General features: G+C 66.7%; 20 protein-coding genes and 1 other RNA gene. 11 read left to right on the forward strand and 10 right to left on the reverse strand.

What is annotated here, in order from left to right; genetic code table 11:
• Nucleotides 1-199 precede the first annotated feature (199 nt).
• The 6 genes from C7449_RS14355 to tkt all read right to left on the reverse strand — a co-directional run bounded on the left by C7449_RS14355 (nucleotide 200) and on the right by tkt (nucleotide 8,894).
• Nucleotides 200-1,840, reverse strand: coding sequence for an arylsulfatase (locus tag C7449_RS14355; RefSeq protein ID WP_245414399.1), 1,641 nt, complete (start codon nucleotides 1,838-1,840; stop codon nucleotides 200-202).
• Between the two features lie 38 nt (nucleotides 1,841-1,878).
• Entirely contained in the window at nucleotides 1,879-2,169 is a 291-nt protein-coding gene (locus tag C7449_RS21585; protein WP_146165089.1) for a hypothetical protein, read from the reverse strand.
• A 324-nt stretch (nucleotides 2,170-2,493) separates the two neighbouring features.
• Nucleotides 2,494-3,522: a class I fructose-bisphosphate aldolase gene (locus C7449_RS14360; protein ID WP_108003502.1), complete on the reverse strand. Its 1,029-nt coding sequence runs from the start codon at nucleotides 3,520-3,522 to the stop codon at nucleotides 2,494-2,496.
• 747 nt (nucleotides 3,523-4,269) lie between these two features.
• Entirely contained in the window at nucleotides 4,270-5,466 is a 1,197-nt protein-coding gene (locus tag C7449_RS14365; protein WP_108003504.1) for a phosphoglycerate kinase, read from the reverse strand.
• Nucleotides 5,467-5,838: 372 nt separating this feature from the next.
• Entirely contained in the window at nucleotides 5,839-6,840 is a 1,002-nt protein-coding gene (gene gap, locus C7449_RS14370) for a type I glyceraldehyde-3-phosphate dehydrogenase (protein ID WP_108003506.1), read from the reverse strand.
• 71 nt (nucleotides 6,841-6,911) lie between these two features.
• A complete protein-coding gene (gene tkt, locus C7449_RS14375) occupies nucleotides 6,912-8,894 on the reverse strand; it encodes a transketolase (protein WP_108003508.1) in 1,983 nt (660 codons plus the stop codon).
• A 327-nt stretch (nucleotides 8,895-9,221) separates the two neighbouring features.
• Between tkt and C7449_RS14380 the strand changes: the two genes are divergently transcribed.
• From C7449_RS14380 to C7449_RS14395, 4 genes are all read left to right on the forward strand, one after another.
• A complete protein-coding gene (locus C7449_RS14380) occupies nucleotides 9,222-9,494 on the forward strand; it encodes a DUF4164 domain-containing protein (protein WP_108003663.1) in 273 nt (90 codons plus the stop codon).
• Between the two features lie 51 nt (nucleotides 9,495-9,545).
• Nucleotides 9,546-9,917 carry a cell division protein ZapA gene (locus C7449_RS14385; RefSeq protein ID WP_108003510.1) on the forward strand — a complete coding sequence of 124 codons (372 nt, stop codon included), beginning with the start codon at nucleotides 9,546-9,548 and terminating at the stop codon, nucleotides 9,915-9,917.
• A gap of 261 nt (nucleotides 9,918-10,178) precedes the next feature.
• Nucleotides 10,179-10,338: non-coding RNA, 6S RNA (gene ssrS, locus C7449_RS14390), on the forward strand.
• A 67-nt stretch (nucleotides 10,339-10,405) separates the two neighbouring features.
• A complete protein-coding gene (locus C7449_RS14395; protein ID WP_108003512.1) occupies nucleotides 10,406-11,152 on the forward strand; it encodes a DUF6946 family protein in 747 nt (248 codons plus the stop codon).
• A 48-nt stretch (nucleotides 11,153-11,200) separates the two neighbouring features.
• Here the strand turns inward: C7449_RS14395 and C7449_RS14400 are convergent, their stop codons facing one another.
• Nucleotides 11,201-12,682, reverse strand: coding sequence for a lipopolysaccharide biosynthesis protein (locus tag C7449_RS14400; protein WP_170115894.1), 1,482 nt, complete (start codon nucleotides 12,680-12,682; stop codon nucleotides 11,201-11,203).
• Nucleotides 12,683-12,912: 230 nt separating this feature from the next.
• On the opposite strand from C7449_RS14400, the gene C7449_RS14405 reads away from it, so the two are divergent.
• Both C7449_RS14405 and C7449_RS14410 read left to right on the forward strand, forming a co-directional pair.
• A complete protein-coding gene (locus C7449_RS14405; protein ID WP_108003516.1) occupies nucleotides 12,913-13,827 on the forward strand; it encodes an ATP-grasp fold amidoligase family protein in 915 nt (304 codons plus the stop codon).
• Between the two features lie 49 nt (nucleotides 13,828-13,876).
• On the forward strand, nucleotides 13,877-14,986 hold the full coding sequence (locus tag C7449_RS14410) for a GumK N-terminal domain-containing glycosyltransferase (protein WP_108003518.1): 1,110 nt from the start codon (nucleotides 13,877-13,879) through the stop codon (nucleotides 14,984-14,986).
• A 634-nt stretch (nucleotides 14,987-15,620) separates the two neighbouring features.
• On the opposite strand, the gene tal is transcribed toward C7449_RS14410, so the two are convergent.
• A complete protein-coding gene (tal, locus tag C7449_RS14415; RefSeq protein ID WP_108003520.1) occupies nucleotides 15,621-16,583 on the reverse strand; it encodes a transaldolase in 963 nt (320 codons plus the stop codon).
• A gap of 277 nt (nucleotides 16,584-16,860) precedes the next feature.
• On the opposite strand from tal, the gene C7449_RS14420 reads away from it, so the two are divergent.
• Nucleotides 16,861-17,844 carry a sugar-binding transcriptional regulator gene (locus C7449_RS14420; protein WP_108003522.1) on the forward strand — a complete coding sequence of 328 codons (984 nt, stop codon included), beginning with the start codon at nucleotides 16,861-16,863 and terminating at the stop codon, nucleotides 17,842-17,844.
• A 33-nt stretch (nucleotides 17,845-17,877) separates the two neighbouring features.
• Here the strand turns inward: C7449_RS14420 and C7449_RS14425 are convergent, their stop codons facing one another.
• On the reverse strand, nucleotides 17,878-18,117 hold the full coding sequence (locus C7449_RS14425) for a helix-turn-helix domain-containing protein (protein WP_108003524.1): 240 nt from the start codon (nucleotides 18,115-18,117) through the stop codon (nucleotides 17,878-17,880).
• A gap of 298 nt (nucleotides 18,118-18,415) precedes the next feature.
• On the opposite strand from C7449_RS14425, the gene C7449_RS14430 reads away from it, so the two are divergent.
• The 4 genes from C7449_RS14430 (at nucleotide 18,416) to C7449_RS14445 (ending at nucleotide 20,463) form a co-directional block, all read left to right on the forward strand.
• On the forward strand, nucleotides 18,416-19,009 hold the full coding sequence (locus C7449_RS14430; protein WP_108003526.1) for a 5-formyltetrahydrofolate cyclo-ligase: 594 nt from the start codon (nucleotides 18,416-18,418) through the stop codon (nucleotides 19,007-19,009).
• Nucleotides 19,009-19,833 carry a TIGR00282 family metallophosphoesterase gene (locus C7449_RS14435; RefSeq protein ID WP_108003528.1) on the forward strand — a complete coding sequence of 275 codons (825 nt, stop codon included), beginning with the start codon at nucleotides 19,009-19,011 and terminating at the stop codon, nucleotides 19,831-19,833. The genes C7449_RS14430 and C7449_RS14435 overlap by 1 nt, the downstream gene beginning before the upstream one ends.
• 80 nt (nucleotides 19,834-19,913) lie before the next feature.
• Entirely contained in the window at nucleotides 19,914-20,168 is a 255-nt protein-coding gene (locus C7449_RS14440) for a BrnT family toxin (RefSeq protein WP_108003530.1), read from the forward strand.
• Nucleotides 20,155-20,463: a BrnA antitoxin family protein gene (locus tag C7449_RS14445; RefSeq protein WP_108003532.1), complete on the forward strand. Its 309-nt coding sequence runs from the start codon at nucleotides 20,155-20,157 to the stop codon at nucleotides 20,461-20,463. Before C7449_RS14440 ends, C7449_RS14445 begins: the two co-directional genes overlap by 14 nt.
• A gap of 156 nt (nucleotides 20,464-20,619) precedes the next feature.
• Here the strand turns inward: C7449_RS14445 and C7449_RS14450 are convergent, their stop codons facing one another.
• The gene (locus tag C7449_RS14450; RefSeq protein WP_108003534.1) at nucleotides 20,620-21,162 is read right to left on the reverse strand and encodes a pyridoxamine 5'-phosphate oxidase family protein; all 543 of its coding nucleotides are present in this window, start codon (nucleotides 21,160-21,162) and stop codon (nucleotides 20,620-20,622) included.
• Nucleotides 21,163-21,446 lie beyond the last annotated feature (284 nt).

The raw sequence follows: 21,446 nt of genomic DNA on the forward strand, positions 1-21,446 counted from the left end.
TTTTCCGGTTTTCGCATGCTCGGGGACTATAGCGCGGTTCGGGCCGGGTGTCCCTCAAGAGGTTGGCCCTGCACCCTTCGCGGAACAGCCGGGCAGACAACCGAGCCGGGACGGCGTCGCCGCCGGCCCTCGGGGCCGGCGGGGGTTACCGTTTTCCCGACTGCCGGGCGACGGTGCCGTCGCCCGGCGCCAGCCTTGCTCAGTTGCCCGGCTTGTTGCGGATCGCCTCGTCGATCTGCTTCTTGACGGCGTCGAGATTGAAGGAGGCGGGGTCCTGCATCGGCGGATAGTCGATTGCCGTCAGAGCCAGCTCCTTGACCCGGTCCTGGACGGAGACGAAGCGCCAGAACTCGCGCGCGTAGAAATCGTTCATGTAGCCGCCGCCGAGGTCATTGAGGCTCTGCTCGCCGATCGACGGTGTCCGCTCGAACGGGTCCTGGCGGATGTTGACCATGGTCGGCATGTCGGTCGTCACCTTCGCGCCAGGCCAGCCCTGCGGCTGCTGGTAGAACTGGAACTTGAAGTCGTCGATGCGGATGGCGCCGAGCTGCGGGCCACCGAAGTAGAAGAACTCGTGGCGGGCCGACGGGGCGTTGCCGGTCAGGAGATCCAGCTGGTTGTAGCCATCGAGATGGTTCTTGTAGGTGCGGTCGCCAAGCTGCACGCCCTTCAGCAATTGCTGCTTGACGTCGGGGTTGCCGGCGGCGGCGAGCAGCGTCGGGAACCAGTCGAGCGCCGAGAAGATGCCGTTCTCGACCGTGCCGGGCTTGACCTTGCCCGGCCAGCGGATGATGGCCGGTACACGGAAGCCCCCTTCCATCACGGTTCCCTTCGTTCCCTTGAACGGCGTCATGCCGCCGTCGGGCCAGGTGAACACTTCCGCGCCGTTGTCGGTGGTGAAGACGACGATGGTGTTGTCGGCCTCGCCGGCGTCGTCGATGCATTTCATGATCGCGCCGACGCTGTCGTCGAGCTGTGCCATGCCGGCTTCCTCAAGCCCGTAGTTGCTGTCGCTGTTCATCTGCGCCTGATATTTCGGCGACAGGAAGGTCCAGACGTGCATGCGCGTGGTGTTGTGCCAGACGAAGAACGGCTTGTTGTCGGTTTTCGCCTTGTCCATGAAATCGCAGGAAGCCTTGACGAGCACCTCGTCGAAGGTGGTCATGTCGTATTTGGCCTTGGGCATGATGTCGTGCATGTTCGGCACGTTGGTCATGTCGGGGTAGGGCGCCAGCGGGCCTTCGTCGACGATCCGCTGCTTGCCGATCTTGCCCCAGCGCGGCTGTTCGGTGGTGTCGTCGGTGTCGGTTGCAAAGCTGTGCACCAGGTTCCGGGGACCGACCTTGTCGCGGTAGGACTGGTCGTTCGGGAACGAGTACCAGTAGGGATCCGACATGGCGTCGAGGTGGTAGAGATAGCCGAAGAACTCGTCGAAGCCGTGCACGGTCGGAAGGTATTTGTTGAGGTCGCCGAGGTGGTTCTTGCCGAACTGGCCGGTGGCGTAGCCCTGAACCTTCAAAGCGGAGGCGATGGTGGCCGCCTTGTCGGGCATGCCGACGTCCGCGCCCGCCTGGCCGACCGTGGTCAATCCCGTGCGCAGCGGGATCTCGCCGGTGATGAAGCTCGCCCGCCCGGCGGTGCAGCTCGCCTCGGCATAGTAGTCGGTGAACAGCATGCCCTGCGAGGCCAGCCGGTCGAGGTTCGGCGTCTTGCCGGACATGATGCCCCGGTGATAGGCGCCGATGTTGAACCAGCCGACGTCGTCGCCCATGATGACGACGATGTTGGGTTTCGGGTGCTCTTGCGCCCTGACAAGCGCAGTGCTGCTGAAAAGTGCCATTCCCACGCTCAGCGTCGTTGCGATGCAGGTTTGCAAATTCATGTCACTTGTCCTCCTCTGGGACGCGCGCGGCCGAACAGCAACTGCAAGATTGCGCATGCGCCGGCGATGACTTGAAATGCGATCGAGATGTCGGAGACGCCCGCTGCTATGCCGTCGTTCCTGCCGTTGCTCTCGGATTTTGCTGAAATGGCGAAAATATTTTCGCGGAGGCTAATATAATGCCATCCCGCGGCGAGAGACACTGCCGCAACAAAAATTGATTCCGCCGGCCGCTGGCCGTTTTCCGGTGCCGGAATCAAAGAGGGCCGCGTGTAGCGGCCCTCCATGAGGTTTGACCCTGTGACAGGCCCGGACCTTAGGGCCCGAGGAAGGTGGGGATCAGAACGAGGGCTGCCTCGTTGCTGCCACCGCAATTCCCATTGCCGTCACGAGCGTCGAAATCCCATTAGACATTGGACCACCTTCCTTTCTTTACGTTGACGATACCCTGAATGTAGGTCGTCAGGCGCAAAGCACAAGGGCGGAGCCACGGTTTGAGCCCGCGGCGGCCGAGAACGCCGCGTGCGGTCGAGCCGAGGCGATCGGCCTTGCATGGCGGCGGGTGCCTGCGCGTCCTCGTCCGAAACCCATCCGGGCGGAAGGCGCCAGGCTCAGGCCGCCTTCTCCATCTCCTTCGTCCAGAGGCCCCGGGCCGCCAGGCTGCACATCTTCGCGCGGTGGGCGAAGGCGCGCTGGGCGGCGGCGACGTTCTCCGCCTTTCCGCCCCAGGCGGCGAGCGCCTCGGCCTGCAGGGCCCGGCCATAGGAGAAGGTCAGCCGCCACGGCAGGGCGCCGGCCATGGCGTTGATGGCCGACAAATGGGCCGCCGCTTCCTCGGTCGACTGTCCGCCGGAGAGGAAGGCGATGCCGGGCACGGCGGCAGGCACGGTGCGCTTGAGCACCCGGAGGGTGCGCTCGGCGACCTCGTCGACGGGAGCCTTGCGGGCCTTCTTGCCGTCGATGACCATGGAGGGCTTGAGTATCATGCCTTCGAGGCGGATGCGCTGGTCGGCCAGTTCCTCGAAGGTGATGCGCAGCGTCTGCTCGGTCACCTGCTGCGAGCGTTCGATCGAATGCGTGCCGGGCTCGCCGTCCATCAAAACCTCCGGCTCGACGATCGGCACCAGGCCGGCCTGCTGGCAGAGGGCGGCATAGCGGGCGAGCGCATTCGCGTTGGCCTTGATGGCGCCGTAGCTCGGCAGCGTGTCGGAGACGGCGATGACGGCGCGCCACTTGGCAAAGCGCGCGCCGGCCTCGTGATATTTCGCCAGCCGGGCGGCGAGGCCGTCGAGCCCTTCGGTGATCGTCTCGCCGGGAAACAGCGCCATCGGCTTGGCGCCGGTATCGACCTTGATGCCGGGCACGGCGCCGGCGGCGCGGATGATCTCGGCGAGCGGCCGGCCGTCATCGGTCTTCTGGAACAGCGTCTCCTCGTAGAGGATGACGCCGGAGATGCAGGAGCGCATCGCCTCATCGGCGGTGAACAGCATCTGGCGGTAGTCGCGGCGGCTGGCCTCGGTGGACTCGACGCCGATGTCGTCGAAGCGTTTCTTGATGGTGCCGGTGGACTCGTCGGCGGCGAGCAGGCCCTTGCCGGTCGCGACTATGGCGGCGGCGATGTCTTCCAGTCGTTCGGTCATGCCTTCCTCCCTTGCCTCACGGCATCGATGTCGTTGCCTCTCCGTCTCCCTGCGTCGGCGGCCATCTGCGGCCGCACCTTGCGCCATCTTCGGCCAGCACCGGTGGGGCGTCAACGAAAATGGCCCCCTCCATCGGGTGGAGAGGGCCGGATAGGGACGCTGGTAAGCGTCCGCGGCCTCTCAGCCGTCATGCCGGACTTGATCCGGCATCCAGCGGCTCAAGTCCTTGAGCGCTGGAGGAGCTTTCGCGCCGCAGACGCGGCGCGGCTGGACCCCGGATCAAGTCCGGGGGACGGAGGGAGGCGGCTGCAGGCCTGATTACGGTGGCAGATGCCAGGTCAGGCCGGAGGGAGGCGGGCCCGGCATGCCGGAGACGCGCGGCGCGGCGGCCCAGCTCCCCAGTCATGGCGGACTTGATCCGGCATGACGGAGCGCTCAAGTCCTTGAGCGCTGGAGTCTTTCGCGCCGCAGACGCGGCGCGGCTGGACCCCGGATCAGGTCCGGGGTGACGGAGGGAGGCGGCTGAAGGCCTGATTACGGTGGCAGATGCCAGGTCAGGCCGGAGGGAGGCAGGCCCGGCATGCCGGAGACGCGCGGCGCGGCGGCCCCGCTCCTCCGTCGTGCCGGACTCGATCCGGCCTCCAAAGCGCTCAAGTCCCTGAGCGCTGGAGTCTTTCGCGCCGCGGACGCGGCGCGGCTGGACCCCGGATCAAGTCCGGGGTGACGGCGGGAACCGGCTGCGGCGGCCTACTTCTGCTGCAGCACCTCGACGCCCGGCAGCGGCTTGCCTTCCATCCATTCGAGGAAGGCGCCGCCGGCGGTGGAGACGTAGGTGAAGTCGTCGGCGACGCCGGCATGGTTGAGGGCTGCGACCGTGTCGCCGCCGCCGGCAACCGAGATCAGCGCGCCTTCCTTCGTGCGGGCGGCGGCGTGCCTGGCCGCCGCGACGGTCGCGGCATCGAAGGGGGCGATCTCGAGGGCGCCGAGCGGACCGTTCCAGACGAGCGTCTCGGCGCGCGAGATCCAGGCGTTGACCACCTCGACCGACTTAGGGCCGACGTCGAGCACCATGGCGTCGGCGGGGATCGCGTCGATCGCGACGACCTCGTTGTCGGCACCCGCCTTGAACTCGCGGGCGACGACGCCGTCCTCGGGCAGGATGATGGCGCAGCCGGCAGTGGCCGCCTCGATCATGATCTGCTTGGCGGTGTCGGCGAGATCATGCTCGCAGAGCGACTTGCCGACGTTGGTGCCGCGGGCGGCGAGGAAGGTGTTGGCCATGCCGCCGCCGATGACGAGCGCGTCGACCTTCTTCACGAGATTCATCAACAGGTCGATCTTGGTGGAGACCTTGGCGCCGCCGACGATGGCGACGACCGGGCGCTTCGGATTGCCGAGGCCCTTTTCCAGCGCCTCGAGCTCGGCCTGCATGGTGCGGCCGGCATAGGCGGGAAGCAGGCGGGCGAGGCCTTCGGTGGAGGCATGGGCGCGATGGGCGGCGGAGAAGGCGTCGTTGACGTAGATGTCGCCGTTTGCGGCCAGCGCCTTCGTAAAGTCAGGATCGTTCTTTTCCTCGCCGGCGTGGAAGCGGGTGTTCTCCAGCAGCAGGATATCGCCGTCCTTCATCGCGTCGATGGCGGCCCTGGCCTGGTCGCCGATGCAGTCCTGGGCGATGGCGACCGGCTTGCCGAGTACGTCCTTTACGGCCGAGACGATCTGCAACAGCGACTGATCGGCGACCGGCTGGCCCTTCGGCCGGCCGAAATGGGCAAGCAGGATGACCTTTGCGCCCTTGTTCGACAGTTCCAGAATGGTAGGCGCGACGCGCTCGATGCGGGTCGCGTCGGTGACCTTGCCGTCCTTGACGGGAACGTTGAGGTCGACGCGGACGAGAACGCGCTTCCCGGCGATGTCGGTGAGGTCGTCTAGGGTCTTGAAGGTCATGGCACCGCTCCTCGAATTCTGGGCCTGCAGCGCGGGCGTTCGGGGAACGCATAAATCTGCGCTGAAGATATGAAAATTGGAAATCCGCCTTCAAGCGGGAAGGCGGTTTTTTTGGAAAGACATGCGCCCGGACGTTCTATCCGGGAGCAGATCGCAAGCCGGCTGTCCCAACCTGCCGTCATCGCTTGAGCCGGGATCCAGCCGCACCGCGTCTGCGGCGCGAAAGACACTTTTGCGCGCAAGGACTTGCGCGCTGGATGCCGGATCAAGTCCGGCATGACGGATGCAGACGTGGCGCCCGTCGGGCCAGCCATCCCGCACCTTGCCGGCAGTCGCACCCGGGCATCGCTGCCCGGGTGCGTCGTGCCTTGCTCAGATCAGCTTGCCGAGCGCGACGGCGGTGTCGGACATGCGGTTGGAGAAGCCCCACTCGTTGTCGTACCAGGAGAGGACGCGGACGAGGTTGCCCTCGAGAACCTTCGTCTGGTCGGCGGCGAAGCTCGACGAATGGCTATCGTGGTTGAAGTCGATCGAAACCAGCGGGCCGGTGACGTAGTCGAGGATGCCCTTCAGTTCGCCTTCGGCGGCGGCCTTGATGGCGGCGTTGACTTCCTCGGCGGTGACGTTGCGCTTCGGCACGAACTTCAGATCGACGACCGAGACGTTCGGGGTCGGCACGCGGATCGACGAACCGTCGAGCTTGCCCTTCAGCTGCGGCAGCACGAGGCCGACGGCCTTGGCGGCACCCGTCGAGGTCGGGATCATCGACAGCGCCGCGGCGCGGGCGCGGTAGAGATCCTTGTGCATGGTGTCGAGCGTCGGCTGGTCGCCGGTGTAGGCGTGAACCGTCGTCATGTAGCCCTTCTCGATGCCGAAGGCCTTGTCGAGAACGTAGGCGACCGGCGCCAGGCAGTTCGTCGTGCAGGAGGCGTTCGAGATGACGAGGTCGTCCTTGGTCAGCGTGTTGTGGTTGACGCCGTAGACGATGGTCTTGTCGGCGTTGTCGCAGGGGGCCGAGACGATGACCCGCTTGGAGCCGTTGGCGAGGTGGGCCGCGGCCTTTTCCTTGGTGGTGAAGAGACCGGTGCACTCCAGCGCGATATCGACGTCGCCCCAGGGCAGTTCCTTCGGATCGCGGATGGCGGTGACGCGGATCGGGCCGCGGCCGACATTGATGGTGTCGCCTTCGACGGTGACGGTGTGCGGGAAGCGGCCGTGGACCGAATCGTAGCGCAGCAGGTGGGCGTTGGTCTCGACCGGGCCGAGGTCGTTCACCGCGACGACTTCGATGTCGGTGCGGCCGGATTCGACGATGGCGCGGAGCACGTTGCGGCCGATGCGGCCGAAACCGTTGATGGCGACTTTTACGGTCATATCAGGTCTCTCCCTGTCAAATGTGGGTATGCAAAAAGGCCGGCGCGCCGGTCAGGCGCGCCGGCCGAAGATCAGGCCAGCCTGGATTCCGCGGCGGCGACCACCGCTTCCGGCGTGATGCCGAAATGTTTGTAGAGTTCCTTGTAGGGGCCGGAGGCGCCGAAGGAATGCATGCCGACGAAGAGGCCGTCGGAGCCGATGATGTGGTCCCAGCCCTGGCGGATTCCGGCCTCGACGGCGATCTTGACCGGCGAATTGCCGATGATCGCCTTCTGGTACTCTTCCGGCTGCTCGTAGAACAGCTCGAAGCAGGGCACCGAGACGACGCGGGTGGCGACCCCCTTGGCCGTCAGCGCCTCGCAGGCCTTCACCGCGATCTCGACCTCGGAGCCGGTGGCGAAGATCGTCACCTTGGCATCGGCGGCGGAGATCAGGTCGTAGGCGCCCTTGGCGCAGAGGTTCTGTTCCTCGAACTCGGTGCGAACCGCCATCAGGTTCTGGCGGGTCAGCGCCAGGCCGGAGGGCCGGTGCTTGTTTTGAAGCGCCAGCTGCCAGCACTCGGCCGTCTCGGTGGCGTCGGCCGGGCGGAACATCAAGAGATTCGGAATGGCGCGAAGCGCCGCCATGTGCTCGACCGGCTGGTGCGTCGGGCCGTCCTCGCCGAGGCCGATCGAGTCATGGGTCAGCACGTGGATGACGCGGATGCCCATCAGCGCGGCAAGGCGGATCGCCGGACGGCAGTAGTCCGAGAAGATCAGGAAGCCGCCGGAATAGGGGATCAGGCCGCCATGCAGCGCCATGCCGTTCATCGCCGCCGCCATGCCGTGCTCGCGCACGCCATAGTGGATGTAGCGGCCGGAGAAGTCGTCCGGCGTGATCGAGGCGGTCTGGCTGGTCTTGGTGTTGTTGGAGCCGGTCAGGTCGGCCGAGCCGCCGATCGTCTCCTTCAGCACGCCGTTGATGACCTCGAGCGCATCCTCGGAGGCCTTGCGGGTCGCGGGCGAGGGCTTCGTCTCGGCGAGCTTCTTCTTGTATTCGACGATGGCCGAACCGAGGCTGCCCTCGAGTTCGCCGGCGAAGCGGCGGATGAACTGCACGCGCTTCTCGGCGTCGGCCTTCTCCAGGCGTTCCTGCCATTCCTTGTGCGCCTTGGTGGAGCGCAGGCCGGCGAGGCGCCAGGCGTCGAGCACGTCGGAGGGAACGACGAACGGCTCGGATTCCCAGCCGAGCGCCTTGCGGGTGGCGGCGATCTCGTCGGCGCCAAGCGGCGAGCCGTGGACCTTGTGGGTGCCGGCCTTGTTCGGCGCGCCGAAGCCGATCGTCGTCTTGCAGGCGATCATGGTCGGCTTGTCGGACTTCTGCGCCTTTTCGATGGCGGCGGCGATGGCGTCCGGGTCGTGGCCGTCGACGGCGATCGTGTTCCATTGGCAGGCGCGGAAGCGGGCGTGCTGGTCGGTCGAGTCGGCGATCGAGATCGGGCCGTCGATCGAGATGTTGTTGTCGTCCCAGAAGACGATCAGCTTGTTGAGCTTCAGGTGGCCGGCGAGCGCGATCGCCTCCTGGCTGATGCCCTCCATCAGGCAGCCGTCGCCGGACAGCACGTAGGTGTAGTGCTCCATCAGCTCCGGACCGAACTCGTCGCGCAGCTTGCGCTCGGCGATCGCCATGCCGACCGCGTTGGCGATGCCCTGGCCGAGCGGGCCGGTGGTGGTCTCGATGCCGGCGGCGTGGCCGTATTCCGGGTGGCCGGCGGTGCGGGCGCCGAGCTGGCGGAAGTTCTTGATCTCGTCGATCGTGATGTCCTCGTAGCCGGTCAGGTAGAGGAGCGAATAGAGCAGCATCGAGCCATGGCCGGCCGACAGCACGAAGCGGTCGCGGTTCGGCCACGACGGCGCCTTCGGATCGAAGGTCATGAAGCGGGTGAAGAGCACCGTTGCGATGTCCGCGGCGCCCATCGGCAGGCCGGGATGGCCGGAGTTTGCCTTCTCCACGGCATCCATGGAAAGAAAGCGAATAGCATTCGCCATCCGGTCGTGTTTTTCGCGAGAGATCATGACTGTTCCAAATCAATCGGGGTGTCGGGGCCGATGCCATCCGGTCACCGGTCGGGGAGCGGCTGACACATAGCAGGTGCGCCGCCGGAGTCAACGAATTGGGCGGTTTTAGCCGCCATGCGCGGCGATTCGCCGGCCTGCCTGCGGCTCTGCAATTCCGGCGCGGGAGGCGTTCTGTTGCGGTGCAGCAATACCATCCACAGCGCAGCGCCGGGCGACGCGGCGCCGCGGTTGACGCTGGCGGCCGCTGTTGAATACTGTCAAGCCCTTGAAACAGACGGCGGACACGGCGATTCGCCCGTGGGCCGGGATGCCGGTGAAGGCGCGATGGCGGCAGGAGAAACAGTCAGGACGGCGATCGAGGAGTTGCGCAAGGCGCTGACGAGCCTCGACAACGCGCTCGAGACGCGCTTCGAGCGCGAGCGCGCCCATGTCGAGATCGAGAGCGAGGTCCGCCGCGTCAACACCGACCGCTCGCGCCTGGCGCAGGAGCTGGACCAGTCGGAGTTCCGGGCGAACCGGCTCGAAGAGGTCAACCGCGAGGTATCCCGCCGGCTGGTGACCGCGATGGAGACGATCAGGGCGGTGCTCGACCGCTGACGGCCGGCATCCTGATCGGGTTTTGCCCCCTAACGAGAGCGGGAACATTCGATGGCGCAAGTAACGGTGATGATCGACGGCAAGGCCTATCGGATGGCCTGCGAGGAGGGGCAGGAGCAGCACCTGACCGACCTGGCCTCCGGGCTGGACCGCTATGTCGGCCATCTGCGGAGCCAGTTCGGCGAGATCGGCGACCTGCGGCTGACCGTGATGGCCGGCATCATGGTGATGGATGAGCTCAGCGAGATGACCCGGCGGCTGAAGGCGCTGGAGCAGGAGACCGCGGAGCTGCGCCGGGCCAGGGACAACGCCGCCGCCGACGCCTCGCGCGACGAGGCGGAGATCGCCCAGGCGATCACCGAGCTGGCGGGCCAGATCCAGGGCATGACGGCGAAGCTGACGGGCCGGCCGGCCGCCAACTGAGACAGGCAGGTAAGCGGACGCGTTGCCGCGAGGCGCGAGGCGCCGAGCGCGCGACGGGGCGAGACGACCGGCGACCATCCTGGCTTCATGGCGGCCCGCGCGGCCGCGCTTTCGCACGCGCAGCCGAGCCTGCACGAGTGCGCGGCCTCGGGTGCCGGAACGGTTTCGGCGATGCGGCCGCCGCGCGAGCCGGCCGCGGCAATCCGTTCCGGCGTCGAATTGGGGGCTGGCGGAGACGGCCGTTTCAGCCTATATCTTCGATGCGGTCTGCGCTTCCCGACAGGACACAACAATCCCCGGGGCCATACACGATCTCAAGGGAGCTGTCCCTGACCGGGCCCGTGGGCCTGGATATACGGCGCCCACCTACTTTGTAGGCACCCGGGATCGTACTCGCGCCATCGGTCGTCGCGGATCGCACTTATTTTATATCGTTTCCTCGATTTTCGGCTCGGGTCGAAACTCCCCTTCACTGGTTCGGAACGCGCATGGCGGCATTGCCGGCCAGGCCCGACGGCCGCCACCCGAAGCGCAGCTTTCGGGTCATTGAGCAGTTCGCACCGGAATTCCACCTCAACCGGAGCCTCGCCGTGAAGCGCAAGATTTACCTTCCCAGTCCCGGTCCCGCCGCGTGGCAGCAATTTCTTGCTGAGCCGGAGAAGCAATGGCGGCTTGGATATTCAGCTCGAACACTGGCTCATTGCTGGGAAGACAGCGACGGCTTACCCCCGGAAATAGCCGCGCTGTTGATTGCTGTTCCCGAACACAAGGTTCCTCTCCCAGGAGGGAGCCGAGACAGTCAAAACGATGTCTTTGCCCTGGTGAGGTTCGACGGGCTGACGTGTGCATCGACGATCGAGGGCAAGGTGGGCGAGCCGTTCGGACCAACTGTCGGAGAGTGGTTCAAGTCGCCCTCCGAAGGCAAGGTTACCAGGATGCGGCACATCTGCGAACTGCTCGGCTTATCCGATGTGCCGCCTGCGGATATACGCTACCAACTGCTGCATCGATCCGCTTCCGCTTTGATCGAAGCCAAACGTTTCAAGACCGATGAAGCAGCGATGATCGTTCATTCGTTTTCCCCGACGAACGCATGGTTCGATGATTTCGTCTCTTTCGCTGACCTGTTCGGAGTGCGTCCAGAAATCGGAAAGCCTAACGAGATCGTTTTGCGCTCGGGCGTTAGGTTTAGGATTGGGTGGGCTCCCGGCAACCCGGCATACTTGTCGGTTTAGGATACTCTGCACATTCCAGCCGGTCCGAGGGTGTCGTAGACCGGTCGTTCACCGTCCCACCGGAAACAGCGCCCGGTTGAGGGCGCCGGCGGCGCGGGGCGGGAGATTGGCCTTGGCCCAGGCGGCGATCAGGCGGCGTTCGCCGGCCGGGATGGCGGCGAAAAGCGCAAGGCTGATAGCATAGGCGAGCGCGCCGGCGGCGATGCCGAGCGCCATGCCGGCAAGGCCGGGCATCCAGCCGATGCAGGCGCGGGCGGCGGCGGCGCACAACAGGGCGGCGAGCACCACCTTCATGAGCGCCACCGGGTCGGCGGCGGCACCGAGGCGCCTGCGGCAATACCACAGGTGATAAAGGCAACTGCCGGTCAGGGTGAACGCCTTGACCCAGGCGGCGCCGAGCGGGCCGGCCCACGGGACGACCGCGATGAGCAGCCCGATGCAGGCAACCCCTTCGAACAGCGACAGGCGCAGCACCGCGCCGCTGCGCTCGTGGGCCAGCATCAGGCGGTAGGGCACCGATACCATCGCCGGGGCGAAGGCGAAGGCCAGCAGGATTACCGAGAGGTCGACCGACGGGGCGAAGGCGTCGCCGAACAGCAGCGGAATGAGCACCGGCGCGATCGCCGCGCCTCCGAAGCAGATCGGCGCCAGCACCATGGCCAATCCGAGCAGACTGCGCCGGTAGGCGGCGGCGAGGGCGGCGTGGTCGCCGCGCTCGGCATGGCGGGAAAACAGCGGGACCAGCGGCGCCACCAGGAAATAGGACAGCTGGACGACCATGCCGGCCATCGTCGCGGCGATCGCATAATGGCCGACGGCGGTCAGCGTGAAGAACAGGCCTATGACGGCCAGCTCGACCCGCGAGCCGAGCAGCGCCGTCAGACCGCCGGAGAGCCAGGCGTTGCGGGCATAGGCGGTGATCGCCGGGGTCACTGCCTCGGCGCGATCCGATGCCGGGGCGAGATATTTCCGCAGCGCCAGCGCCTGCGGCAGGTGCCGTACGGCGTGCCCGAAGATCGCGCCCGCCGGCCCGAGAACGAGCGCCCCGAGGCCTACGAAGAAGGGCTGCAGCAGGCAGCCGAGCGCGGTGTTGAGGCTGCTTTCGCGAAAGTGCCCGAGCCCTTGTGCGGCGCCGAGCGACATCGTCGAATAGGCATAGGACAGGAAAAGCGCCGCAGTGCCGAGCCAGATCAGCCCGGTGTCGGCCCGGCCGGAAAATTCGAGCCAGCCGCCATAGGCGAGGATGGCCAGCGCAAGCAGGCTCGTGGTGACGGCAAAGCGCCCCGACAGGGTGCGCACGAGCCCGCCGCATCCGCCCTCGCGGCCCTCTTCCTGTCCCACGAAGCGCAGGACCGCCTGCGGCATGCCGAAGTCGGACACCAGCGTCGCCACCGTCATGATCCACAGCGCATAGGCGACGGTGCCGGCCCCCTCGACGCCGAGCAGCCGTGCGACCAGCACGCTGCTGCCGAAGCCGGCGACCAGCGACAGGAGGCCGGCGGCGGTGTTGATCAGGGATGAGCCGAGCATGGATTTCATCGTTGGCCGACCGTCATTCGTTCCGCTGCGACGCCCCGGCGGTGCGGCGAAGCGTATACCGCGCCACGGCGGCGGCGCGGAGCGGAGAGGACCCTAGACCGGCCGGCTTAAAAATCGGTGTCCGAGGCGGGCGGACCGGCGCCAGCGGTGCGATGCTAACCGGTATTTAACGGAACCGGGTTAGGGGAGCATACCCAAGGCGCGACAAGAGAGTGTAATCGATGTCGGACATTTCGCTGTCGCCGCGCGGTGAACGCCGGCTGACACAGAAGCTGCAGCGCCTGTTCTGGCGGCTGATCGCGGTGCTGCCGGACCGCCCCTACATCCGCTGGAAATACTTCTCGATGGCGGGCCGCTTTCCCGATCTCGAGCGACCGCGGCTGTTCAGCGAAAAGGTGCAGGCGCGCAAGCTCTATGACCGCAACCCGATCTACCCACGTGTCGTCGACAAGCATGCCGCCAAGGCGCTGATCGCCGAGCGGGCGGGTGCGCAATACGTCATCCCGACCTACTGGGTCGGCCGCGACCTGCAGCAGGTCGACTGGTCGGCCGTTCCGCTGCCGGCGGTGGTCAAGCCCACCCATGCCTCCGGCTGCGGCGTCTTCCTGCGCGACCAGGGCGACATCGACCGGCTGCTCGCCGAGGATCCCGGCCCCGGCTGGCTGGCGCTGAAGCATCACCGCATCAATCGCGAATGGGCCTATGGCGCGTTCGAGCCGGTGATCATCGTCGAAAAGATGCTGGTCGAGAATGGCCAGGCACCGGACGATCATTGCTTCTTCGTGTTTTCCGGGCAGGTGTCGCACATCGAGATGCGGCTGCGGCGGAACGGCGTCGGCTACGAGTGCAACTTCACGCCGGACTGGCAGCGAATGGAGCACACCAGCGGCTACTACGATGCCTATCCCGGCGACGTGCCGCGGCCGGAAAGGCTCGACGAGATGCTTGAGGTGGTCAGGAAGATCGCCGGCGACAGCGATTTCATGCGCGTCGACCTCTATCTGGCGAACGGCCGCGTCCAAGTCGGCGAACTGACGCTCTATCCGGGCGGCGGCTTCAAGGGCTGCGTGCCGGATGCGTATGACGAACGGCTCGGGATGCTGTGGAAACAGGAGCTGCCACACAGGCCGGGTTGACCGGCGGGGCCGCGGCCCCGCGCGTGTCGCCACGGCGGACAGGAACACGATGCACTTCCTCTTCCTTTCGACCCACGCCTTCCTGCCGACGACACGCAAGGCCAGCGTGCATTTCGTCGTCGAGGCGCTCGCCGCCCGCGGCAATGCGGTCGATACGGTCAGCGTCGGGTTCAGTCTGCTGACGGCACTGACGAAACCACGGCTCTTCGGGGAGCTGGCCGTCCGGCAGAGGAACCGCTTCGTCCAAACGGGGCCGCGCCGGCGCTCCGCCTGCTACCTGCCGCCGCTGCATCCCTTCAGCTCCAGATGCGGGCCGTTGAACCGGGCCAATGCGCTGTTCTTCCCGCTGTTCGGCAACCGTCCGCCGCGCTTCATGACCGAGGCGATCGAGCGCGCCGACGTCGTCGTCATCGAATCGGGAACGGCGATCGCCTTCTTCGACGCCGTCCGCCGCATCAACCCGCGCGCCCGCACCCTGTACTTCAAGCGCGACCGGCTCGACACCGTCGGCGCCTCGGCCTGGCTGCAGGCCCATGAACGGCGGATCGCGCCGCAGTTCGACCGCGTCGTCGTGCCCTCGCCGAGAATGGCGGAGCACCTGCCGGCCGGCTGCCGCATGGTCTATGTGCCGCAGGGGATCGACAAGGCGGGATTCGACGCCTGTGTAACTTCCCCCTATCCGGACGGCTCGCGCAACGCCGTGTCGGTCGGCGACATGCTGTTCGACGCGGAAGCGGTGGCGGCGATGGCCCGCAGCAGCCCCGACGTCCGCTTCCACCTGTTCGGCGCCGGCATTCAGGGCGCCTATCCGCCCAACGTCCATCTCTACGGCGAGCGCGCCTACGGGGACATCGTCCCCTATATCAAATTCGCCGATTTCGGCATCGCGCCCTACCGGCTTGGCGAGCGGGAGCTCTATCTTGCGGAATCCAGCCTGAAGCTGCAGCAGTACAGCTATTGCCGGCTGCCGATCCTCGCCCCCGATCTCCTGGCGGGCGGCCGGGCCAATCTGGTCGGCTATGACCAGCACGACGAGCGCGACTGGGCCGGCAAGGTCCGCCGCGCCGCCACGATCGCCCGCGAGCCCGGCTGGCGGGACGGCATCCTCTCCTGGGACGAGGTCGCCGCCCGCATCGAGGCGGAGGCGGTTTCGTCCTGATGCGGGGAGGGCGGTGCTCCCGGCGCCGGGTCGACCAGGGGCGCAGACAGAAGCGTATCGCCTTCACTTCACTTCGAGCGCTATCCCAACGGCCCCCCGTCATGCCGGACCTGATCCGGCATCCAGCGCGATCAGGTTCTTTAGCGCAGAAGAGTCTTTTGCGCCGCAGACGCGGCGCTGCTGGACCCCGGATCAAGTCCGGGGTGACGGAGGAGGGGTGGTCGCGAAACCGGCGGCTGAACGCAAAACGCCGACCCCGAGACGACCCGCAGGGGCGCTGACAGAAGCGTACCGCCTGCACTTCACTTCGAGCGCTATCCCAACGGCCCCCCGTCATGCCGGACCTGATCCGGCATCCAGCGCGATCAAGACGTTGAGCGCAGAAGAGTCTTTTGCGCCGCAGACGCGGCGCTGCTGGACCCCGGATCAAGTCCGGGGTGACGGAAGGAGGGGTGGTCGCGAAACCGGCGGCTGAACGCAAAACGCCGACCCCGAGGACGACCCGCAGGGGCGCTGACAGAAGCGTATCGCCTTCACTTCGAGCGCTATCCTAACGGCCCCCCGTCCAACAGCTGAACGCAAGACGGCCGCCTCGGGGGCGGCCGTCTTGAAGATTCGATGCGGGGCGGGCCGTTTACGCGGCGGCCTTCAGCTCCTTGTCGACCATCGCGCGGAGCGCGCCGAGATCCTTGGCGAAGGCGCGGATGCCTTCGGCGAGCTTTTCGGTCGCCATCGCGTCCTCGTTCAGCATCCAGCGGAAGGTCTTCTCGTCGATCTTGATCGGGGCGACGTGGCTGACGTTATCGGGCGACAGCCGGCGCTCGAGCTTGCCCTGCGCCGCGTCGAGCTCTTCCAGCAGCTGCGGGCTGATCGTCAGCCGGTCGCAGCCGGCCAGCGCCTCGATCTCGCCGGTGTTGCGGAACGAGGCGCCCATGACGATCGTCTTGATGCCGTTGGACTTGTAGTAGTCGTAGATGGCGCGCACCGACAGCACGCCCGGATCGTCCTCGGCGGTGTAGGTCTTGCCGGTCGCCTTGACGTGCCAGTCGAGGATGCGGCCGACGAAGGGCGAGATCAGGAAGGCGCCGGCGTCGGCGCAGGCGACCGCCTGGGCCATGCTGAACAGCAGCGTCAGATTGCAGTCGATGCCTTCCTTCTGCAGCACTTCGGCGGCGCGGATGCCCTCCCAGGTGGAGGCGAGCTTGATCAGGATGCGGTCGCGGGAGATGCCGCGCTCGTCATAGGCCCTGATGATGGCGCGCGCCTTTTCGATCGAGGCTTGCGTGTCGAAGGAGAGATCGGCGTCCACCTCGGTGGAGACGCGCCCGGGGACGAGCTTGGCCAGCGCGGTGCCGACCGAAATCGCCAGCCGGTCGGCGACGGCGGCGACCACGCCCTCGCGGCTGCCGGCCTGCGACTGGCCCCAGCGCAGCGCCTCGGCGACGGCGTCGGCAAACATCGGCGTGTGCAGCGCCTTCAGGACGATGGTCGGATTGGTGGTGCAGTCGACGGGCTTCAGGCGGGCGACGGCTTCGATGTCGCCGGTATCTGCCACCACGGTCGTCATCGCACGCAGTTGTTCTAGCTTGGAGGTCATGTTCGAGGTCCCGTTTCGTGATGTCCGTGTGGAGCGCCGACGTCGGCTCGACACGATCGCCGGCGTCTTCGGCACCGCCGACACGCCAACTCCCGCGTCCGCGCGCGCGAATCCGTCCGGCGTCGGTGAGGCTCCGGCATGGGCGACTATCGTCGTCCGGTCGTGCCGGTGTCAAGCGCTTTTGCTCATCCGGTTAAACATATGTCGCGCTGTTCCGGTTCCATGCTATGAGCGGCGATCCGTCCACAGGGACGGGGCGCGAAGGATGGAGGAGCAGTTGGTGAAACTGAGGCGGGAGACGCACACGGCCATATCCGAAAGTGTGTCGCTGCGTCTTCGCGCGGCGTGGCTCTACTACAACCAGCGCATGACGCAGAAGGATGTCGCCGAAAAGCTCGGTGTCAGCCGGTCCACGGTGATCCGCATGCTCGACGAGGCCCTGAAGCGCGGCGAGGTGCAGATCTGGATCGACGAGGGCGTTGGTGACTGCGTGGAACTGGCGACGCGGCTGGAGCGGGCCTACGGCCTCGACGAGGCGGTGGTGGTACCGGCGGCCGACAGCGCCGAGGGCACGGCCAAGAGCGTCGGGCTGGCGCTCGGCCAGTTCCTCACCGAGACGATCCCGGACGACTGCACGATCGGCGTCGGCTGGGGACGCACGCTGACCGCCTCGCTCGCAAGCTTCCGGCCGGCGCGGCGGGAGCGGGTCAAGGTGGTCTCGCTGCTCGGCGGCGTCGTCGAGGCGCATCACATCAACCCGATCGAGTACAGCTGGCGGATCGCCAGCCAGCTCGGCGCCGAGTGCTACCTGTTCCTCGCGCCGCTGCTTGTCGACAGCCGCGAGACGAAGCGCAGCCTCATCGACAAGTGCGGGCTGAAGCCGCTGTTCGAGCTGGCGGAGACGATGGACATCGCCGTCGTCAGCTGCGGCGACATCGGGCCAGCCTCGACCTCGCTGTCGCGCGGCTTCCTGCCCCGCCAGGTGCTGGACGAACTGGTGGAGGCCGGCTGCGTCTGTGACACGATGTGCAATTTTTTGGACGCCGAAGGGCGCACCATCGATCATCCGATCCGCGACCGGGTCATGTCGATCGACCTCGACACGGTGAAGAAGGCCAACCACATCGTCCTCGTCTCGGGCGGCGCGCACCGGGCGGCGGCGATCCGCGCCACGATCCGGCGGATCGGCTGCAACACGCTGATCACCGACGAGGGGGCGGCGCTGGCGATGCTGGAACTGGCGGAGGCGCAGGCCGCGTAGGGAAGGTCGCGCCAGAGGAGCCCCGTAAGCCGGTCAGATCAGGTCGAGGAGTGCGGCGCGCGACACCGCGGCGGTGATGTTGCGCGCGCCCAGCTTCGTCATCGCCGTCATCAGGGCCTGGGCGACGCGCTGCAGCGGCAGGTCGGTCTCCAGCACGATCTGCGCCGGTATCCGGCCCTCGGCGGCGAGCGCGAGGCAACGCAGCTCGATGGCCGAAAGCTCCGGCTCGGCCGGCCGCGGCAGCCGTGATGATTGCGAATCGACGATGGTCATGGAGCGGTGATAGGGCGCGATTCCGCGGCCGTGCCAGCCGAAGCTGACGGAATGCTTTATCGAAGGTTATCACGATCTTGCTGCTCCGTGCGGGCCCTGGCCGGCGATGCAGAAGGTTGAAGCGCAAAACCGATACTTATTCTGGTTGTCGCAAAACAGAACACATCGTCACGTTGCGGCAAGCTTTCCTGCAGCTTATGGTTTTGCGAGCTGTCGGTGCGCCCGCGACGTGCGGCGGTTGCGGGTGGCGCTGTCCGGCGCTATGGGAAGCAGAACGATCAGCAACGGGAAGAGCCGCGTGACGCCGAAAGAACTGAAAGCCGCGCTTCGCAACGAGAAGCTCGCGCTCCGCGACCGGATACCGGCGGAAGCGCGCATCGAGGCGAGCCTGGCAATGGCGGAGCATGCCGGCGACGTCATCGCCTTCGAGCCCGGCGCGGTGATCTCCGGCTTCTGGCCGATCCGTTCCGAGGCCGACATCCGTCCGCTGATGGCGCGGCTGGCCGAACGCGGCGCAAGGCTGTGCCTGCCGGTGGTGCTCGATCGCGAGACGATCGTCTTCCGCGAACTGGTGCGCGGTGCGCCGCTGGTCCATACCGGCTTCGGCACGACCGGTCCCGGGCCGGATGCGGCGCTGCTCGATCCGGAGATCCTGCTGGTGCCGCTGTCGGCCTTTGACGCGGCCGGTCACCGGATCGGCTACGGGGCCGGCCATTACGACCGTGCCATCGACCGGTTGCGCGCCAAGGGCCATGCGCCAAGGCTGATCGGCGTCGCCTTCGACTGCCAGGAGGTGGCCGCCGTGCCGGCCGAGCCGCATGACGTCGCGCTCGACGCGGTGCTGACCGAGGGCGGATTCCGGATTTTCAACGGTCAGGGCGGACAGGGCTGATGCGCTTTCTCTTTCTCGGCGACATGGTGGGCAAGACCGGCAGGACCGCGGTGTGGCAGCGGCTGCCGGGGCTGATCTCCGACCTGAAGCTCGACTTCGTCGTCGTCAACGGCGAGAACGCCGCCGGCGGCTTCGGCATCACCGAAGACATCTTCCAGGAGACGATCAACGCCGGCGCCGACGTGGTCACCACCGGCAACCATGTCTGGGACCAGAAGGAGGCGGTGACCTTTGCCGGCCGGCACGACCAGTTCCTGCGCCCGGCCAACTATCCGGCCGGCACGCCCGGCCGCGGCTCCAACCTGTTCTTCGCCCGCAACGGCGCCCGCGTGCTCGTCGCCAACATCATGGGGCGGGTGTTCATGCACCCGGAACTCGACGACCCCTTCACCACCGGCGAAGCGATCCTCGCGTCCTGCCCGCTCGGCGAGCAGGCCGATGCGGTCATCTTCGACTTCCACGCCGAGGCGACCAGCGAGAAGCAGTGCTTCGGCCATTTCGTCGACGGACGGGCGAGCGCGGTGATCGGCACCCATACGCATGTGCCGACCGCCGACTTCCAGATCCTCAACGGCGGCACCGGCTACATGTCGGATGCCGGCATGTGCGGCGACTACGACTCATCGCTCGGCATGGACAAGGAGGAGCCGCTCAACCGCTTCATCTCGAAGATGCCGAGGGGCCGCTTCGAGGCGGCGACCGGCCCGGCGACGATCTGCGGTGTCGGCGTGGAGATTTCCGACCGGACCGGGCTTGCCGAGAAGATCGCGCCGCTTCGGATCGGCCCGCGGCTTTCCGAGACGGTTCCGGATTTCTGGGCCTGAGAACTCACCTACAGATTGTGCTTGCGCGGCTCTGAAACTTAGGCATGATTTTGTGTCGCGATTTAAAGTGATACAAAATCATGCGGATACTCTATGATGAGAGCAAGCGCCGGGCGAACATCGCCAAGCATGGCTTTGATTTTGCCGAGCTGACGTTGGAGTTCTTTGCAGCCTCGACCATCGTTCCGGTGAAGCGAAATCGCCTGATGGCGATCGGTGTCTTGCGTGACGGCATTGTCGCGGTGGTGTTCGCCCGACTCGGCTCGCAAGGCATGTCGATCATCTCCATGCGAAGGGCGAGCCGCAAGGAAAGGGCCGTTCATGAACACCGGTAAAAACAAAATCCCGCCGCTGACGGACGAAGAGGAAGCGGAGATTCAGCGGGAAATCGCCGACAATCCCGACAGCGCAGAGGCCACCGACGAGGAACTGGCCATGGCCCGTCCCTTCGCGGAAGCGTTCCCCGACCTGATGGAGAGCATCCGCCGCGCCCGCGGACGGCCGCCCGTGGCGCGGCCGAAGCAGCAGATCTCGCTGCGGCTCGACCCCGAGGTGATCGAGAAGTTCAAGGCGACCGGCAAGGGCTGGCAGGCCCGCATCAACGAGGTGCTGAAACGCGCCAAGGTCTGAGCGGACGGCACAGGCCGCCAAAGACCAGATGGCGGCACGCCGCGATCATTTGGCGCGGACAGGGCCTTGCGTTCGCGCTATTGTCGCGTGGCGGGCGAGCCCAGGCCGTGACCCCGCCTCATGCAGTGGGTTTGACGATTGAACGGGGCCCCGGACTCAGCTCGGCCACTGCCGCTGGTCAGCCGGCGTCTGGTCGAAGACGAGGTGCGCGCGGACGCCCACCTCCGGCTCCTCGTCGGCATTGAAATTCGCCTTGGCGATCTCCCAGCCGAACTTCAGGGTGCTGCCGGTGGAGGCCCAGATGGCGGCGTCCTCGAGCCGCAGGGCCAGCATGGTCAGGTTCGGGTCATCCTTGCCGTGATCGTACCAGGCCTCGACGACCGAGTTCCAGTATTCGTCGATCTTCGCCGGGTTCTTCTCGACCGTGATGCGGCCGGCGAGCGAGGCGTGGTAGTCGTGGTCCTTGCCGACGACGCAGAAGATGCCGCGTTCGCCGCCGCCTTCGCCGATCGCCTCGGCAAGGTCCGTGTCGGCCTTGGTGAAAAACCAGATCGTGTTCGTCTCCCGCTCCAGATGCGGCGCCATCGGCTGCGGATGCATGCGGACGCGCTCGAGCCCGAGCATGCCGGCACCGATCCGATCGATCTCGTCGAAGAGCTGTTCGCGGGGGTTTTCGCGGGCGCGGGCCAGGCTTGTCATGGGAATGCTCCTTTGCTGTTCCAACTGCCGCGCAACGTGCCGCAGAGGGCATTGTTCCGGAACGTGGCCGGCGAGGGGCGCTGAACCTGTCGACGCCTCGGCGCCGCCGATCGCGGAGCCGGTGTTCGGCAAGAAATCGGGCGCCTCCACTTCCGACGCGGCGTGGGTCGCGCTCTCCCGCTCCCGGTGTGATGTCCGCCCGAAGGGCATCTGGGCGGGGAGCGGCCCTGCGGCGGCAGCGACGTTTTTCACGCGCCTTCTGGACGGATGGCGCCAATGAAATT

Origin of the sequence: Mycoplana dimorpha (genome assembly GCF_003046475.1) — a bacterium.
GTDB classification, from domain to species: Bacteria; Pseudomonadota; Alphaproteobacteria; order Rhizobiales; family Rhizobiaceae; genus Mycoplana; species Mycoplana dimorpha.

Excerpts from the sequence above, each read along its gene's own strand:
- C7449_RS14410 (WP_108003518.1), top strand. The coding sequence starts at position 13,877 with ATGCACTTCCTCTTCCTTTCGACCCACGCCTTCCTGCCGACGACACGC.
- C7449_RS14355 (WP_245414399.1), bottom strand. The coding sequence starts at position 1,840 with ATGGCACTTTTCAGCAGCACTGCGCTTGTCAGGGCGCAAGAGCACCCG.
- C7449_RS14445 (WP_108003532.1), top strand. The coding sequence starts at position 20,155 with ATGAACACCGGTAAAAACAAAATCCCGCCGCTGACGGACGAAGAGGAA.
- C7449_RS14385 (WP_108003510.1), top strand. The coding sequence starts at position 9,546 with ATGGCGCAAGTAACGGTGATGATCGACGGCAAGGCCTATCGGATGGCC.
- C7449_RS14365 (WP_108003504.1), bottom strand. The coding sequence starts at position 5,466 with ATGACCTTCAAGACCCTAGACGACCTCACCGACATCGCCGGGAAGCGC.
- C7449_RS21585 (WP_146165089.1), bottom strand. The coding sequence starts at position 2,169 with ATGGAGGGCCGCTACACGCGGCCCTCTTTGATTCCGGCACCGGAAAAC.
- C7449_RS14380 (WP_108003663.1), top strand. The coding sequence starts at position 9,222 with ATGGCGGCAGGAGAAACAGTCAGGACGGCGATCGAGGAGTTGCGCAAG.
- C7449_RS14360 (WP_108003502.1), bottom strand. The coding sequence starts at position 3,522 with ATGACCGAACGACTGGAAGACATCGCCGCCGCCATAGTCGCGACCGGC.
- C7449_RS14435 (WP_108003528.1), top strand. The coding sequence starts at position 19,009 with ATGCGCTTTCTCTTTCTCGGCGACATGGTGGGCAAGACCGGCAGGACC.
- C7449_RS14440 (WP_108003530.1), top strand. The coding sequence starts at position 19,914 with ATGCGGATACTCTATGATGAGAGCAAGCGCCGGGCGAACATCGCCAAG.
- tal (WP_108003520.1), bottom strand. The coding sequence starts at position 16,583 with ATGACCTCCAAGCTAGAACAACTGCGTGCGATGACGACCGTGGTGGCA.
- C7449_RS14405 (WP_108003516.1), top strand. The coding sequence starts at position 12,913 with ATGTCGGACATTTCGCTGTCGCCGCGCGGTGAACGCCGGCTGACACAG.
- C7449_RS14425 (WP_108003524.1), bottom strand. The coding sequence starts at position 18,117 with ATGACCATCGTCGATTCGCAATCATCACGGCTGCCGCGGCCGGCCGAG.
- gap (WP_108003506.1), bottom strand. The coding sequence starts at position 6,840 with ATGACCGTAAAAGTCGCCATCAACGGTTTCGGCCGCATCGGCCGCAAC.
- tkt (WP_108003508.1), bottom strand. The coding sequence starts at position 8,894 with ATGATCTCTCGCGAAAAACACGACCGGATGGCGAATGCTATTCGCTTT.
- C7449_RS14400 (WP_170115894.1), bottom strand. The coding sequence starts at position 12,682 with ATGCTCGGCTCATCCCTGATCAACACCGCCGCCGGCCTCCTGTCGCTG.
- C7449_RS14450 (WP_108003534.1), bottom strand. The coding sequence starts at position 21,162 with ATGACAAGCCTGGCCCGCGCCCGCGAAAACCCCCGCGAACAGCTCTTC.
- C7449_RS14395 (WP_108003512.1), top strand. The coding sequence starts at position 10,406 with ATGGCGGCATTGCCGGCCAGGCCCGACGGCCGCCACCCGAAGCGCAGC.